The following is a 14,310-nucleotide window of genomic DNA, read 5'->3' on the forward strand; positions in this document are numbered from 1 at the left end:
ATGAATACCTATTCGTCAACAGTTTTTTTTAACTTTTCTTCTTGCTTTTGGGATTATTTTTACCCACAAGTTATCAACTGTTATATCCACATTTTGTGCATAAAACAGCTATAATTCATCCACTTTTTTCATCCTTCTGTTAATAACTCAAAGTAACTTCATCGCATATTTATTTCTACATTAAGTATGTTGCCTCCTATTTTTTAATTTATGCATCCTTTTGTTATTTCTTTTTAAAAATCCTTCTACTATTCTATAGTAGTTTTGTAGTATAGCACCATATAATAACATAATCATTATCGTACCTACTCCAATCGGACCACCTACTATATAGCCGGTTATTACAAAAACTGCTTCTATTACATTTCTACTTACTCCTATAGATAGATGAAGCCTTTCATTAATAGATAACATCAGATAGTCCACACAACTAGTTGATATATGTGCTGATAAATATATCGCTGTTCCTAATGGTGCAATAAGTATTCCTGCTAAAAATATTAATCCCTGTATAAATTCATCTTGTGGCACAACTAACTTATTAAATAGGATAATCCCCCATACATCATATACTAAACCTAATAATAACGATGTTATAATCGGCTGCCACTGTGGTATACGTTTTCTGAGTACTGCCCCTATTATAATAAGAGTAAGGCTTACGATATCTATCCATAATCCAAAACTCCCACCAAATATTTTAGCTAATCCAACTACAACTGAATCTATGCCTCCTATACCAATATCAGCTAACAATAACATCCTACTTCCGAAGGTTAATACACATATTCCCACTCCAAATAAGACCCTCTTACCTTTTATCTGTTTGTCCATTCAACGACTCCATTTCTCTAGTGTTTTCTATGTTATTTTGATACATAAGTTTAATCCTATTCATATATATTTATTTTCATAAAAAAATCATCTATAATGTAATTATCCTTTTTTAGAATAATTAACATCATAGATAATTTCATAATAATTAAACATCAGTATATTTATCCAAATATTAAATGACAAATTGATTACCAATATATCCTTTATCACCTAGTATGATAGGTTGATAAGTATCATGGAATATTTTACAAAGGATTACCCTATCATCTACATCTGCAGCTGTTATTTCAATATCGGTGATATAACCTTCTAGAGTAACTGAGCATGAAGTTTTAGACCGTAGTAAATTTCTTTTTTAGAAGCACAATAACCGTAAGATGAAATATCTGTTAAACCAAGCTTTTTCAGCTGGCATACCATGAATTTCACCAACAATGGCAAGTATTATAATTTCACTATCGGATAGCTATAATTACGCCTAATTTTTAATGTAAGGATCTCACATGCTTGGAGCTTATTCTACTTGTAATTTAACTAGTACAACTCATTAATATATTATACAGCTATACCTTTTATACTATTTAAGATACATAATATTTGCTAGATCATAAGCAGCTTTTTCAACTGCTTCTGCACTATCCCCTTCAAGTTTAGTTGCAATTGTAATCATACAATTTTTATTTGGTACATAAATTTGAAGCTGTGTTGTATTTTGTTCTTTAATATATGCATCCATACCACCTGCTGCATCTACTTCATCTTGTGTTATTGAACCTACTGTAATTGCATTTTTAACCATTTGTTCAGTAATTTTAATATTGCATTTCATAAATCCAATTTTTACTGCATCTAATTCTTTAGCTCCAGCTGCTTGTACATATACTCCTGTTGATTCACTTTTCTTATTATACATTTCTTTGTGATCTTTCATATAAGCAGCCATATCAATAGTGTCTGCTCCATCCAAAGCTTGTTCTGTAATAGCAATTTGTGAATTTAATTTACTATTACTAATAAGAGTATATCCTGCTACACTAGAATTTATTTTGGCATCGCCACCTTCACTCCATCCTTCTGGAATTCTTGTACGATAACTTTTTCCTTCTATTTCTTTTAAATTTGCATATTCTGCTTTATCAATAGGGACTTCATCGCTATCTGAAGTATCTTGTGTAGTGTCAGTTACTTCTGCATTGTCTTTTTCATTTTTATTCTCTTCTTTATTCTCTTCTTCAGCTTTTGGACTTTCTTCTGATGTAGCCTCTGGTGATTCAGATGGTTTTACTATTTCTGTTACTGTTGCTGTTGTTTCAGCTGGTGCTTCTTTTTTCTTACCGCAACCACCTAAAACAACCATACTAATTATTAATGTTCCTATTAAAAGCTTTTTAGCTAATTTCATGATATCTCTCCTTAACAGTTATTTCCCCTTTTAAAACAATTATAAAATATCAAAACTATTTGTCAATTTATCTACCTAAAAGTATACTATTCTGCCTTAAACTATCACCACAAAACTTTTACTCTTTAATAATTCCTATTTAAATTTGAGTTTTTATTGTGTTCAGATTATTTATAGATATAATCATAACCACCAGTGAACTGGTGGTTTGAACTCCCCTATAAGAGGGGTAATACTTGCCAATCCTCTAAAAGGGGATATTGAAAGTTTGGCATCGCATTATTTTTACAAGCAACCACTTAAAGTGATTATCTATTTTTGCCTTATTCTCTCTTAGTACCCGTAAACGGGTCTATATATTCCTTTAGTGATATTTGATCTGACATATAGTCTTCTTCTAACTAATTTCGTATTCTCTTTTCATTTTTTCCTACTATATCATCATAATATCCTCCGGCCCAAAAACTTCTTTTTCCATGCTTATACTTTAAGTTTGCATGTTTATCAAAAATCATCAATGCACTCTTGCTCTTGAGAAATCCCATAAACTGTACTACGCTTAAATATGGTGGTATACTTACTAACATATGGATATAATTTTGACATGCTTCAGCTTCTATTAGTTCCACTTTCTTTTCATTACATAATCGACGTAGTATCTGCCCTATATCAGCTCTTAATTCATTATAAATAACTTTTCTCCTATACTTTGGAGCAAATACAATATGATACTGACATCTATATGTTGAATGAGCTGTTGTTTTAGTTTCATTTTTCACGTTAAAACCCTCCTAATATTTTTATAGTAATGCGGTCGCCAAACCCACATTCTATTATACTAGGAGATTTTATATACTTTTCCGCTAAAGTACCCAACGAAAAAAGAGGGCATTCAAATGAATGACCTCTTTTTTAAGTAACGCAGAGACTGGGATTCGAACCCAGGGAAGTGTTACCTTCGCCGGTTTTCAAGACCGGTGCCTTAAACCAACTCGACCATCTCTGCTTATTCAATTATAATTAATATAAACTAATTAACAGGGCTACAAGGATTCGAACCTTGGAATGCAGGAATCAAAATCCTGTGCCTTACCGCTTGGCGATAACCCTACATTACAAGTTATGTTATTCATAACTAAGGTGGGTAATGGGGCTCGAACCCACGACACCTGGAACCACAATCCAGTGCTACTACCAACTGAGCTATACCCACCAAAAATACTTTTCAGAGCGCGAGACGGGACTCGAACCCGCGACCCTCTCCTTGGCAAGGAGATGCTCTACCAACTGAGCCACTCGCGCATACTCACTTCGCCATATCAGCACCGCTTTATGTATATAATATATCGTATATCCTTACATATGTCAACAATTTTTATCTATTTTTTTATAACTTTTTCATTCTATAATTATTCATTCACCAACCCCCTTGATATTCATAGGATATATCATTATAAGTTTAACGAGTTATGCTAGTTAAATTTACAAGTAGAATAAGCTCCAAGCATGTGATACCCTTACATTAAAAATTAAAATTGGACGTAATTATGCTGAAGCTAAGCTATCCGATAGTGAAATATAACACTTGCCATTGTTGGTGAAATTCATGGTACGCCATCTGAAAAAGCTTGGATAAACATAATGCTTTACAAAAAATGTAGAAGCCATAATTGCAAAAAATCTTATGCCTATAGCTGATAGGCATAAGAAACGACACCTAAGTATCAAGATTTTTTATAGCTTCTTTTATAGGGTAGCATAAATTTTTATAATTGAATAGAATTTTTGAAACAACAAATCTCGTAGTTGCATTGATGAAAGTTGTTTTACAATCTCTTTTAATAATGAAATAATTTACATAAAAGCATCATAAAACTAATATAATAGCTAGAGTATACCATATTTTAGGAGACTTTATACAGTAAATCCACAATTTGGTCTAACAGAGCCTTATATTAAAATTTTTAGACATCATAATCATATTCTTGTCAGTTATAAAACCATTTTTCTCATAGAATCCTTCTGTAGCTTCCCTCTTAATGTTAATAAATTAATTTTTCATCCTCATACTTAACCAAACCATAAAATCTAATATGTGCTTACTTGCTGTTTCTACTGTCCACTGATTATTCCAAGGTTCTGCATTAAATGCTGTAATAAATAAATAAATAAATCTGTTAAGTCTCCTAACTGAGATTGTACTTACATAAACTTATATCCTAAATTTATGCAAGTGCTATCCCTATATCATTAATGTATTATTTCTATATTTAATTTAGTTTTATATCCAATTTAAATGTATGTATCTTTTTATTCCCCTTTATAAGTAGGAAAATCAAATATAAGATTTGCACCTTTAAACTTACTATATATATCTTGAATCATCTGTGCCTGTTTAGTAGCCCATGCGATATCTGTAGCATACTGATGTGTTCCTGGCTGTGCTGGATTCCATCTCATCTTATATAAAGTATTTTGTCTATTGCCTTGTCTATTAATATAGCTTTGTGAAATCCACTTAGCACCTTCTACAATAGCTATATCAGGACTGGTCCATCCCATTTTGTAAGCATATTCTGCTCCCTTTTGAATAGGATTACTATCTACAGCTCCTATGCCATACATATTATAAACCGTTGTCCCATTATAATTATACCCAGTTGCTAATGTACTCTTGCCATTTCCAGTCTCTAAATTAGCATGGGCCATTAAATAAATCTCATTTACATTGTATTTATTAGCTGCTATAACAAAAGCTTCTCCTCTGCCACTTAAAATTCCTTTTCCTTTAAGATATTCATTGGCATCTTCTTTTGTAATTCCCGCTAGTGAAGATAAATCTAAAAACTGATATTTATTAGCTTCATAATTTTCTCCACTTGGTGTTACATATTTTTTCACTTCATTAAAAGTAGCATTTACCCATCCATTCCCTCGATTTGTTCTTGGATAATCTGCCATTTGTTTATGTAGCATTTGACTAAGTGTTAAATCATACTTACTAATTTGAGTAACTGTTCGACCAGTCTTCATCTGACTTAATTTCTCTTCAGCCATTTCTTCTGTATCTGCTATAAGTTTTTGAATCTCATCTTCATCCACTTGTGTTGCTGCCGCAGCTACATTTCGTATATTAGTGACCTTCGAAAGTTGATAGTTCTTGTCCATCACATAACTATTACCATTCTTAAGTGGAATAATCGCATTACTCAGTCTGCCACTTTCTTCTTTTATATTTACTTTTTCTTGCTGGATATATGTTGTATCTATGTTCACTTATATATTCCCCCTTTACTCCTCTAACAAGTTGTGCTAGTTAAATTTACAAGTAGAATAAGCTCTAAGCATCTGATATCTTACACAATTTTAAAAAGATAAGAAAAGTTATCAACGTTTCTTATGAAATCTGTCTCTTAAGTAGTGGATAAAATTCCAAATTTCCTTGTGAATCCAAGATTTTTAAGAATTCTCCACAGAAATCAGATTCGTCATTTTGCTACTATTATAACTGATAGTAATTTGCATTCGTTCTTTTATTTCTTTATGATAAATATAAGGAAAATCGGAAATGAAGGAGCGAACAAATGTCTTTAGACCAAGAGAAACAGATTAACTATTTGAATAACATTATTGAGAGACGCCTGTATGGGATGCCTTTGGGAAGTGGATGATACACTAGAACCAAAGCCAGTGCGATTGTCTATAGTATGATTAGCCAATAAACTCAATATTTATCAATATATGTACATGGTACTATTATACATGCCGGACTACAAAAATGAGCCCAAAGGCATAGAAATGTTATTACCATGGAGTGATTTTATTAAAGAACGTTGCTCAGGCAAAATCGATACAGCAACAATCGTATCTGAAACAAGAGGCATGTTATCAATATAACCTATTATATATAGAAATAATACATTTGAACAGACGGTAGGTTATTCATCGCTTACATTTTATATACTAATATACTTACCCCTAGTAAAACTAGGGGTTTTATTCCGCTAAATCACCCAATAAAACAGGGTTGATGATAAAATACAACCCTGTTTTTTAACTTATTATGCCTTATTTTAAAAGAATATCTCTTCTAAATTGATATTCTCCTTTTCAATCTCTTCCATAGTTAAATTATATGTTATTTTTCCTGATTTAAGTATAAGTATTCTATCGCTAAAATGTTCAACAGTATCTAATATATGCGTTGAATATAAAACTGCATTTCCCTGATTTGTATACTTTCTTAATAAACTTTTTACGATATAAATAGCTTTAGGATCTAACCCATTAAATGGCTCATCTAAAATCAATACACTTGGTTCATGTAACAATTCACCTATAATCATTAACTTTTGTTTCATTCCTTTAGAATAATTCTTCACCTTTATTTTAAGATCCTCATATATTCCTAATTGTTTACTTAAAGCTTCTATCTTTTCTTTACGTTTTTCCTTACTTATACGATAAAGGTCAGCTATTAAATTTAAGTATTCAATTCCCTTTAAATTTAAAAAGATGTCCATATTATCTACTACTAGCCCGTATTGTTTCTTAAACTCTATATCTTTAATGCCTATATTATTAATTTCTACATTACCATACTCTATACTCTGTACCCCTGTTATGATTTCTAATGTTGTCGTCTTACCCACACCATTATTCCCCAAAAATGCAACTAATTCACCTTTATTAATTTCAAATGAAACGTCTTCTAAAACTACTTTATCTCCATAACTCTTTTTAATATTTTTTACCTTCATCATATTATTCATTCAATCCTTTATATAATCTATTAATATTTCGTTTTACATACTGTATTTCACTTAATAATAAAAGGCTATGTATACATAAAAGAATACCAAAACTTTGTATTAAACTTAACTTAAAATATATAATTATTCCTGTTCCTATAATAATCTTTATTACTGTCACTATAGCTATATTAGCAATATTCGGATTAGATTTTACAAGTTGTATTTCACTTGTATATGCTTTTATAGGATTTCGAAGATCTATTAACAAAGCTTTTAAACTGCCTTCAATGCATATTACAATAAGACTACCTATTAAAAATAAACTTTGTATACAGTCTATCCTCATAATAATGCTAAAACATACTACTGTTCCTACAGCTACAATAGCATTCACTACTGCCCCTAAAATAACTTTAGCAAATAATTGTACTGAATATGAGATAGGAATTGTCTGATTAAACTTCCATAAACTACGATCTCTTGAAATAGCAGTAGCAGATACATAATTTATCATACTTTCATAATAAGTTATTCCAAAAATCATAATAATTCCTTGCCAGCTAGCAAATTGTATATTTTCTATTTTTAAACCAAATAATATTATAATAAGTATAGGCATTACTAATACTTTAATGATACACTGAAAAAATAATACTGGTTCTCTGATTAATAACTTTAAATCATTTTTTATATAAACAAATAATAAACTATTCATTTGAGTATATATGTACTCTTTATTCTTTGTATTAACTTTCTCTATACTTTCATCTGGTAATTGAAATCTATTACCTAAAAATATATTATGCTTAGTGCTACTATTAATATAATACTCAAACCAATTAATGCCATTAATTCATTTTCTACACTTTTTTCTATATATAGCTTGAACAATAAAGAATTACTCACTAAATACACTTTACTGTCTTGATTTAGTACATATGTAAGATTTATACTTCTAATTAATCCTATTATGCCTACGGTAATAAACAATAAAAAAATTTGAACAATTAATCTTAATTGTTTAATCAAATTAATTCTTCCTAAAAATTTGACTAATGTTATACAGATTATACCTATATATATGAATTTAAGAGTAACCCACATCCATATACATATGCTATTTAATACTAAATTTATATAACCGATATCTTTAAGTACACCATATATGCTTAATATAAGCTCCATCATTATTGTAAAAATCATATAGGGTACAGCACATATTGCAATCATCTTTCCCATTAAACAACAAATTGAAGACACAGGATATGTACTAAAAAATCTAATATAGTTACACTTATATAATGATGATAAAAAAAGAGGCATCATAACTATTATCATAAGTATATTGCCTCCCATAATAGCCATCTTAGGAATTATATATGTTATATTAATGACTGATAATTTACTATATAAATCTATCATACATGCTGCAGTTAACATACTAATGCCTATCAGTAATACTAAATTTATAATCCAATTTGTTTTTCTATCTAATACTCCAAAATATCTATTCTTAATAATAGCACGGCTTATAATCCACAAACTTTTCATAAATATTGCCTCAAACTTTATTACATACCATTCGCTAGAACAATCATAGCATTAATAACTGTTAATACTATATTAACAATAATGGCATTCATCATACTTCTATTATTAAGTCTAATATTAAGACCATTACAAACTAATAATAGTGCAGGAAAAATTAAAACAAATACTGATTTAGAGATTTCAGTTTTCCCGCTAGAATTCAAAGGAATCTGATTAGGCATTTTTCCATAAAAAACAATATTTATAACTACTGTAACTCCAAAACATATTGCTCCAAGAATCATAATCTTTTTTATACTTTCTTTACTTAACATTATTGCCTCCTTATAAATTTACAATTTTATCTGCAATTTCTTCAAGTTCCTTATTATGTGTAACTACAATAACAGTACTATTTTTTGATAATTCTTTCAATATATTTTTAAATGTATCAATACTATTCATATCAATAAATGCAGTAGGCTCATCTAATAGTAAAATTTTAGGTGCCATATAATAGATTCTAGCCAATGCAATTTTCTGCATTTCTCCACCTGATAATACTCTACTACCTAAACCAATTATTGTATTATAACCTTGTGGTACTCTTTGTATAATCTTATCTACACCGGTTACCTTTACACTCTCTTCTAAACGTTCTTTGTCAATTTCATTACTCCCACAAATAATATTTTCTAAGATTGTCCCATTAATTAAAAATTTATTTTGTGTTGATAAAATACTTTTTTATTAAATTCTTCTATATTTATTTCATTAATACTAACTCCATCAATTAAAATCTCTCCTTCTTGTAATGGGAAGAAGCGTTTTAATATCATACATAGGGTACTTTTTCCACATCCATTTTTTCCTATAATAGCTGTTATTTTATTAGGTTCAATCGTAAAATTAATATCATTTATAATCTTATTCACATTATCATATGAGAATCCTATATGATTAGCTTCTATTTTTCCCTCTTGTATACTAGTAACTTCTGATGTAGTACCTCCTTGTATTCCTGAAGTAACATCATAATATTCAAAAACACGCTCGAAGCTTATCTTTAATGCATTAAAGTTAATTATATTAGTAAATAGCGAAGATAACTTAGGTGTAATAGCTTGTGATACCATTATAAATCCCATGATAACACCTACAGTAATTTCTCCTCTCATAACTAAGATAACACCATACCATAATATTATTAAAGTCCAAATACTATTAATTAAACTTGTTGATAATCCCCCTACAACTGAAATGTAACAATACTTTATATTAATATCTTTTACCTGATTAAACATACTATTAATTTTATTAATCACAAAGTTTTTCATATTTATGCCTTTTAATAAAATTACATTTCCAATACTTTCAGTTAATCCACCTGATAATTGTTGTGTTTGAATCTGTTGTTTCTTATATGTATCCACCGTTTTATCTCTTAACACTTTAGTTACAGCTACTTGAATAATAGAAACAACAATCATAAATATACTAAGCTTCACATCCCAAGCAAGTGCTGCCATAAATAATATAGTTACAGATATTATATCTCCCGGAAAAGCCATAAAAGTTATTTCTAATAACTTATCTATACAATTTGTATCATTTAAAATTCTGAATGTAATTTGTCCTTCATTTTGACTAGTTAAAAATCCATAATTAGCATCTAAAATATTATGATACATTCTAGATTTTACATCTGTTTTTATATTTTGATATTGTCTAATCAATATATAATTAGAGCCCAAACTTGTTATACATAAAATTCCTATTACTATTACACCTACTAATAATAATTTTTGAAATTTATCTATGTCTAAATTATTTAATCCAGAATCTATAATTTCTTTAGTTAAACTAGGTAATACTGCATTTAAAAGCATATATATATAATAAAATATTATTCCAACTATAAACTTGCCTCTATATTTAGCGGTTAAACTCCATATTCTACTTATCATATATTAACTCCTTATATAATAAATTAAGGTTACAATATTAATTGTAACCTTGTTTGTTACTTCTTATGGTGTAATATCAATTTGAGATACAACTGCAAGTACAACTGCAGCAACTGCAACAACTGCAACTGTTTCAAGATACAACCATGTTGACATCTCTTTTACATTTGCACCAAGTGTTGTTACTTTTGGTTTTGTGTAATTCATGTAAGTCCCCTCCCCTCATAATATATATGTATATATAAAAAGCATTAGCTTTTTATATCTTATAAATATTTTTTCAACTGTTCTAAATCATTTAGGTCATCATCTATTAAATCAATATATATATCTTTATCTACCCATACTCTTGGATATAATGGATTAGTACCTTCCATATCAGCAATACATTTTATTTGGACACCAAATTCTCTAACCACCTTAAAGCTCCATATATCCCTTAAACCTGCTTCCCAGTATTCTTGTAATGTATGTTTTCGAATATTTCCTACTACTAAAGGTAAATATGTAGATGCTACAATATCTCCATTTGCGCGAATCATGCATTGATTATTACATACTGGTTGTTCTGTAAATCTTATAAGATGATCTACTGGATCTCCCCAAGTTATATGTGGTTCAATACCTTCTTTATTAATCTTATAAACCTTCTTTAATAACTCTCTATACATTTCTGGTGATGGACAAATGTCTTTTAAATTTTCACTTGCTCTTCCCATAAACATTAAAGGTTGTAATCTAAAATCTATATCATATAATTCAAGGCCTCTAAGTAAGGCATGTACATCTTCAAATTCACCAATATTAAAAGATGTTGGTGTAAATGCAATATTAGCATTTATTCCTACACTTTTTAAGTTATTTATAGCTCTAATAGCTTGTTCATAAACACCCTTTTTATTTCTTATTCTATCGTGGCTAACTGCTCTAGCACCATCTAAGCTAATTTGAACTCTATTTATACCACTTTCCTTAATTTCTTTTGCAACTTCTTTAGTTAAAAGTAAACCATTTGTTACCATTGATATATTAGGAACGCCTGCTTCCTTTAATTTTGCAGTACATTCAAAAAGTAATTTTCTTCTAAGTAATGGTTCACCACCACAATAGCAAATATTATATATTCCCATATCTGCTAATTCATCGACAAATTTTCTAATATCATCATCTGATAACTCATCTGCAATAACTTGATTCTCACCACTATTGTTATAACAATGTAAACATCTTAAATTACATTTATTTGTCACATCTATTGCTACTTGGTGAGGTCCTACTAATAATTTTATATTTTCTTGTGATGTAGAAAGTTGATTATCGTCCATCTCTTCCTCCTAGACTAATAAATTTTACTGTATATTGTGACATCCTTGTTATCACATTCTTTTTTCAAAACAGCTTCTTTTTCAAATCCATTTTCTATAAAAATATCTATAACTTTATTAACATTACTAATGCCTTCTACTAATTGCATTTTAACTTTTGAAATTTCTACTACTGCTATATCTTGTATATTCTCTGCTACGAATTTTACAGCTGGTGCAATAAGGTCTTCTGGAACTTTTAAATATCCTATAGCACTTACGGTTGATACTTGAATTGTAGGAATAGCAACAGTTATCATTCCAACTATTTCCTCATCTTTTTTAATAAGTACAAATTCCTCAGAATATGCAAATATTTTCTCTCGCAATATTATTTCTTTTTTATAATCTTCTTCTCTTCTTGTAGGTGCAATATATTTAATCTCATTTGCTTTACTTGCTTGTAAGCAAAATGCTTTAATTTTTAATAACTCATTTTCATTTGCTATTGAAATTGTATATTGCTCATCGATCTTCTCAACGTATTTTTTCATAAACGGATTCCCCCTCTTTAGCCATTCTACTAATCCTACTTTTGAATATTGAAATAGTAAAATTTTCAGGTCTCTTTGTAATATTTCCTTTGATACACCATTAAAAATCTTTAATGCTTCATCACAAATTTCATCCGGTGTTCTTTCTCCATTACATAAACCTAATAAAACATCTGCGCTTTGATTGATAAGTATTTCTCTTACAATAGGTACATTTTTTGAATAGTTAGATGTAAATCCAAATTTCTCCTTTCTCCTATAAGTAATTAAATTATTCTCAAAGAAAGGATATGAATTATTGTAATAATCATCATTTGTATCTTGATAATTTTTTAAGTACATTGCTACCTCCCGTTTATATTTCTTAATCACATTGTTTAATAATATTATACTTAATTTTCATAAAATTTAAAAGCTTTTTTTATTTTTTAATATTAAAATTATTTTTCAACGATATGCTTTTGCTTAAGTGAAAAATTTAGGTCTATAGATAAAAATACACCTTTTGTTTGATAAAATGTAATTACCACAAAACATTCCAAACAAGAAAGGTGTATATATACAGGGTATATCCCAAAATCTCATCTGAAAAGAGTCTAAACAAATTTTTTTCAAGCTCTCATTTTACTTGTTTTTCAAGGTAAGAATCTTTATCCATTCCTTAGCTCTAAAAAAGGTGACCAAATCGCTTCCAAAAATACTTACTATCGTTTCTTGAGCAATAATACATTTAACTGGCGCCGTTTTTTACTATTACTTATTGCTAAAATAATAGCTTACTAAAAAAACTCACCGCATCTAATAGAGTTAATGTCTTTCTTGATGATTCTATTGTGACACATAATCGTAGTAAATCTGTTGAGCTTTTGGCTAAAGTATATGACCATGTATTCCACAGATATCAAAAAGGCTTTACTATGCTTACGCTAGGTTGGTCCGATGGATATAACTTTTTACCTGTTGATTTTGCCATGTTATCATCAAGCACAGAGTCTAACTGCTTAGTAAAGGCTTCAACTACTATTGATAAAAAGACAAAATGGTAAAGCAGCTCAAACAAAAATATCTTTATAAACATCATGAATGTACAATAAGAGAACGATCCTAAGACTTTTGGAGAATTGTTCTTAATGTATTGTGATGATATTCAAGATATGAGGTTATCCATAACCCTTCAAAGTTTAATAGGCTTATTTATTGAGCAATTAAATCAGCCTACTCATCTAGAATCAGAAACAATTAAAAATCAACTTAGACAATGGATTGATTCTCAAGCTTTATTTATCAAGGCGTTATTTAAAGATTTAAGGTAGGAAAATTGAGTTATTTATTTTATATATTTTTTAGAACAATAGAGGTATATAATTCACCTATTTTAAGTTTATATACCCCTATTTCTCCTTCATTTCATTAAACCACAATTATCACACCTGCTGTAACTACATATGTAACTATCATAGCACTAATGTTTAGTTACTAACTAAAATTTACATTGACTTATACTTCTAAAATATACTTTATAGACTCAAATAAATGATTTCTATATTTATCCAGTAAAGTTAGATGTACTAAGAGTATAATTACTTGGATTGCTATTCACTTTTCCATATTTTAGGAATCGCTAAATAATGCTGTTTTATAGCATTACATCTTGGTTACAAGTTTGAATAACTGATTTTTTATTTTATGCTTTAAATTGATTAAGCTTATCTTTATTTCAACCTTTTCAAAGGTTAATCGAAGTAATAAATAAGTTATTATACCTGTTATCATTTGAATCCTTACTGCATTTTTACTATGTCCCATAAGGGTTTTGATTTTACAATGTTGGCTGATTTCTGATAAGATTTCTGACATTTGCTCAGTCATACTTTGTTTTAAATCACGAAGTCCATCATGTTCACAAATATGAAAATTAATCATACTTGCAAGGTGTTCATGTGTAAAAAATTTATTCTTTTT

General features: G+C 29.0%; 16 protein-coding genes, 4 tRNA genes and 3 pseudogenes. 4 read left to right on the plus strand and 19 right to left on the minus strand.

Going from position 1 to position 14,310, the window contains the following annotated elements:
- Nucleotides 1–180: 180 nt before the first annotated feature.
- The 8 genes and pseudogenes from JCM14822_RS16100 to JCM14822_RS16130 form a co-directional block, all read right to left on the minus strand.
- On the minus strand, nucleotides 181–834 hold the full coding sequence (locus tag JCM14822_RS16100) for a YczE/YyaS/YitT family protein (RefSeq protein WP_054743383.1): 654 nt from the start codon (nucleotides 832–834) through the stop codon (nucleotides 181–183).
- A gap of 187 nt (nucleotides 835–1,021) precedes the next feature.
- A pseudogene (locus tag JCM14822_RS25420) lies at nucleotides 1,022–1,303 on the minus strand (transposase); the annotation flags it as partial.
- Between the two features lie 111 nt (nucleotides 1,304–1,414).
- Nucleotides 1,415–2,239 (minus strand): hypothetical protein, encoded by an 825-nt coding sequence (locus JCM14822_RS16105; protein ID WP_054743385.1) that lies wholly within the window; start codon nucleotides 2,237–2,239, stop codon nucleotides 1,415–1,417.
- Between the two features lie 323 nt (nucleotides 2,240–2,562).
- Nucleotides 2,563–3,018: pseudogene (gene tnpA / locus JCM14822_RS16110) on the minus strand (IS200/IS605 family transposase).
- Between the two features lie 141 nt (nucleotides 3,019–3,159).
- A tRNA-Ser gene (locus JCM14822_RS16115) sits at nucleotides 3,160–3,245 on the minus strand.
- 32 nt (nucleotides 3,246–3,277) lie between these two features.
- Nucleotides 3,278–3,349 (minus strand) — tRNA-Gln (locus JCM14822_RS16120).
- A 29-nt stretch (nucleotides 3,350–3,378) separates the two neighbouring features.
- A tRNA-His gene (locus JCM14822_RS16125) sits at nucleotides 3,379–3,452 on the minus strand.
- A 16-nt stretch (nucleotides 3,453–3,468) separates the two neighbouring features.
- Nucleotides 3,469–3,541, minus strand: a tRNA-Gly gene (locus tag JCM14822_RS16130).
- 226 nt (nucleotides 3,542–3,767) lie between these two features.
- Between JCM14822_RS16130 and JCM14822_RS25425 the strand changes: the two are divergent.
- Nucleotides 3,768–3,877: pseudogene (locus tag JCM14822_RS25425) on the plus strand (IS982 family transposase); the annotation flags it as partial.
- 672 nt (nucleotides 3,878–4,549) lie between these two features.
- Here JCM14822_RS25425 and JCM14822_RS16135 read toward each other — a convergent pair.
- Nucleotides 4,550–5,515 carry an N-acetylglucosaminidase gene (locus JCM14822_RS16135; protein ID WP_054743388.1) on the minus strand — a complete coding sequence of 322 codons (966 nt, stop codon included), beginning with the start codon at nucleotides 5,513–5,515 and terminating at the stop codon, nucleotides 4,550–4,552.
- Between the two features lie 486 nt (nucleotides 5,516–6,001).
- Here JCM14822_RS16135 and JCM14822_RS22740 point away from each other — a divergent pair, with 486 nt between their 5' ends.
- Complete coding sequence (locus JCM14822_RS22740; protein WP_278287238.1) at nucleotides 6,002–6,136, plus strand: hypothetical protein; 135 nt, start codon at nucleotides 6,002–6,004, stop codon at nucleotides 6,134–6,136.
- 176 nt (nucleotides 6,137–6,312) lie between these two features.
- Here the strand turns inward: JCM14822_RS22740 and JCM14822_RS16140 are convergent, their stop codons facing one another.
- The 9 genes from JCM14822_RS16140 to JCM14822_RS16175 all read right to left on the minus strand — a co-directional run bounded on the left by JCM14822_RS16140 (nucleotide 6,313) and on the right by JCM14822_RS16175 (nucleotide 12,690).
- Complete coding sequence (locus tag JCM14822_RS16140; RefSeq protein ID WP_054743390.1) at nucleotides 6,313–7,011, minus strand: ABC transporter ATP-binding protein; 699 nt, start codon at nucleotides 7,009–7,011, stop codon at nucleotides 6,313–6,315.
- Nucleotides 7,004–7,708 carry a hypothetical protein gene (locus tag JCM14822_RS16145; RefSeq protein WP_054743391.1) on the minus strand — a complete coding sequence of 235 codons (705 nt, stop codon included), beginning with the start codon at nucleotides 7,706–7,708 and terminating at the stop codon, nucleotides 7,004–7,006. Before JCM14822_RS16145 ends, JCM14822_RS16140 begins: the two co-directional genes overlap by 8 nt.
- A gap of 74 nt (nucleotides 7,709–7,782) precedes the next feature.
- Nucleotides 7,783–8,544 carry a hypothetical protein gene (locus JCM14822_RS16150; RefSeq protein WP_054743393.1) on the minus strand — a complete coding sequence of 254 codons (762 nt, stop codon included), beginning with the start codon at nucleotides 8,542–8,544 and terminating at the stop codon, nucleotides 7,783–7,785.
- Nucleotides 8,545–8,564: 20 nt separating this feature from the next.
- Nucleotides 8,565–8,858: a hypothetical protein gene (locus JCM14822_RS16155; protein ID WP_054743396.1), complete on the minus strand. Its 294-nt coding sequence runs from the start codon at nucleotides 8,856–8,858 to the stop codon at nucleotides 8,565–8,567.
- A 10-nt stretch (nucleotides 8,859–8,868) separates the two neighbouring features.
- The gene (locus JCM14822_RS22745; RefSeq protein WP_083461515.1) at nucleotides 8,869–9,264 is read right to left on the minus strand and encodes an ATP-binding cassette domain-containing protein; all 396 of its coding nucleotides are present in this window, start codon (nucleotides 9,262–9,264) and stop codon (nucleotides 8,869–8,871) included.
- Nucleotides 9,237–10,490: an ABC transporter transmembrane domain-containing protein gene (locus tag JCM14822_RS16165; protein ID WP_054743400.1), complete on the minus strand. Its 1,254-nt coding sequence runs from the start codon at nucleotides 10,488–10,490 to the stop codon at nucleotides 9,237–9,239. Before JCM14822_RS16165 ends, JCM14822_RS22745 begins: the two co-directional genes overlap by 28 nt.
- Nucleotides 10,491–10,553: 63 nt before the next feature.
- Nucleotides 10,554–10,697 carry a hypothetical protein gene (locus tag JCM14822_RS20610; RefSeq protein WP_157047836.1) on the minus strand — a complete coding sequence of 48 codons (144 nt, stop codon included), beginning with the start codon at nucleotides 10,695–10,697 and terminating at the stop codon, nucleotides 10,554–10,556.
- 59 nt (nucleotides 10,698–10,756) lie between these two features.
- Nucleotides 10,757–11,815 carry a radical SAM/SPASM domain-containing protein gene (locus JCM14822_RS16170; protein ID WP_054743402.1) on the minus strand — a complete coding sequence of 353 codons (1,059 nt, stop codon included), beginning with the start codon at nucleotides 11,813–11,815 and terminating at the stop codon, nucleotides 10,757–10,759.
- A gap of 14 nt (nucleotides 11,816–11,829) precedes the next feature.
- Nucleotides 11,830–12,690, minus strand: coding sequence for a PqqD family peptide modification chaperone (locus JCM14822_RS16175; RefSeq protein WP_054743404.1), 861 nt, complete (start codon nucleotides 12,688–12,690; stop codon nucleotides 11,830–11,832).
- 491 nt (nucleotides 12,691–13,181) lie between these two features.
- Here JCM14822_RS16175 and JCM14822_RS20615 point away from each other — a divergent pair, with 491 nt between their 5' ends.
- Together JCM14822_RS20615 and JCM14822_RS16180 are read left to right on the plus strand one after the other, a co-directional pair.
- Nucleotides 13,182–13,394 carry a hypothetical protein gene (locus tag JCM14822_RS20615; protein ID WP_157047837.1) on the plus strand — a complete coding sequence of 71 codons (213 nt, stop codon included), beginning with the start codon at nucleotides 13,182–13,184 and terminating at the stop codon, nucleotides 13,392–13,394.
- An 84-nt stretch (nucleotides 13,395–13,478) separates the two neighbouring features.
- The gene (locus tag JCM14822_RS16180) at nucleotides 13,479–13,661 is read left to right on the plus strand and encodes a hypothetical protein (RefSeq protein ID WP_054743406.1); all 183 of its coding nucleotides are present in this window, start codon (nucleotides 13,479–13,481) and stop codon (nucleotides 13,659–13,661) included.
- Nucleotides 13,662–13,992: 331 nt separating this feature from the next.
- Here JCM14822_RS16180 and JCM14822_RS16185 read toward each other — a convergent pair.
- Nucleotides 13,993–14,310: hypothetical protein (locus JCM14822_RS16185; protein ID WP_408606217.1), on the minus strand; the 318-nt coding region annotated here is incomplete at its 5' end.

It is taken from the genome of Cellulosilyticum ruminicola JCM 14822, assembly GCF_001311925.1.
GTDB classification, from domain to species: domain Bacteria; phylum Bacillota; class Clostridia; order Lachnospirales; family Cellulosilyticaceae; genus Cellulosilyticum; species Cellulosilyticum ruminicola.

Bases quoted from the DNA above. Each gene is read 5' to 3' on its own strand.
- JCM14822_RS16165 (WP_054743400.1), bottom strand. From the start codon at position 10,490: ATGATAAGTAGAATATGGAGTTTAACCGCTAAATATAGAGGCAAGTTT.
- JCM14822_RS16140 (WP_054743390.1), bottom strand. From the start codon at position 7,011: ATGAATAATATGATGAAGGTAAAAAATATTAAAAAGAGTTATGGAGAT.
- JCM14822_RS20610 (WP_157047836.1), bottom strand. From the start codon at position 10,697: ATGAATTACACAAAACCAAAAGTAACAACACTTGGTGCAAATGTAAAA.
- JCM14822_RS22740 (WP_278287238.1), top strand. From the start codon at position 6,002: ATGCCGGACTACAAAAATGAGCCCAAAGGCATAGAAATGTTATTACCA.
- JCM14822_RS16100 (WP_054743383.1), bottom strand. From the start codon at position 834: ATGGACAAACAGATAAAAGGTAAGAGGGTCTTATTTGGAGTGGGAATA.
- JCM14822_RS16105 (WP_054743385.1), bottom strand. From the start codon at position 2,239: ATGAAATTAGCTAAAAAGCTTTTAATAGGAACATTAATAATTAGTATG.
- JCM14822_RS16175 (WP_054743404.1), bottom strand. From the start codon at position 12,690: ATGTACTTAAAAAATTATCAAGATACAAATGATGATTATTACAATAAT.
- JCM14822_RS16180 (WP_054743406.1), top strand. From the start codon at position 13,479: ATGTATTGTGATGATATTCAAGATATGAGGTTATCCATAACCCTTCAA.
- JCM14822_RS16170 (WP_054743402.1), bottom strand. From the start codon at position 11,815: ATGGACGATAATCAACTTTCTACATCACAAGAAAATATAAAATTATTA.
- JCM14822_RS16155 (WP_054743396.1), bottom strand. From the start codon at position 8,858: ATGTTAAGTAAAGAAAGTATAAAAAAGATTATGATTCTTGGAGCAATA.
- JCM14822_RS16150 (WP_054743393.1), bottom strand. From the start codon at position 8,544: ATGAAAAGTTTGTGGATTATAAGCCGTGCTATTATTAAGAATAGATAT.
- JCM14822_RS16145 (WP_054743391.1), bottom strand. From the start codon at position 7,708: ATGAATAGTTTATTATTTGTTTATATAAAAAATGATTTAAAGTTATTA.